Here is a 582-nt window from a genome sequence, read left to right as displayed (position 1 = left end):
AACTGGCCGAGGCGGCCGAGCTGGCGCTGCGCGCGACCGAGGCCTGCGAGCGCGGCGCCCGACCGTTGTACTCCGCGCACGCCGACCAGCCGGTCCCCGAGGAGCCGCACCTGAAGCTGTGGCACGCCGCCACCCTGCTGCGCGAGCACCGGGGGGACAGCCACGTCGCGGTGCTGCTCGGCGCGGGCCTGACCGGACTGGAGGCGCAGGTGAGCCACACCGCGACCGGCAAGGGCATGAGCCGGCGCTGGGTCCTCGGCTCGCGCGGGTTCACCGCGGAGGACTGGGACCTGGCGGTGGAGCGGCTGCGCGAGCGCGAGCTGCTCGACGCCGAGGGTGAGCTGACCGAGGACGGCGTCGCGCTGCGCAGGGAGATCGAGCACGAGACCGACCGCCTCGACCGGGCGCCGTACCTGCACCTGGGCGCCGCCGGCGTGGAGCGGCTGACCGAGCTGGGCGGACTGCTGACGGTCGCCGCCATGGAGGCGGGCGCGTTCCCGCCCGGCCTGCTCGGCAAGGACTGACCGCGGTCCGACACGCCGACCGGCTCACGACGGGCGGCGCCCCTCCGGGACCACGGCC

Annotated in this window: 1 protein-coding gene; it reads left to right on the top strand. The window is 76.6% G+C overall.

All coding sequences use genetic code 11. From position 1 onward, the window contains the following. A partial coding sequence (locus ACYVE9_RS30245) for an SCO6745 family protein (RefSeq protein WP_461031045.1) occupies nucleotides 1-524 on the top strand: 524 nt, incomplete at its 5' end. Nucleotides 525-582 lie beyond the last annotated feature (58 nt).

The sequence above is a fragment of the Streptomyces sparsus genome (assembly GCF_054776295.1).
This window is presented reverse-complemented; position numbering and strand designations above follow the sequence as displayed.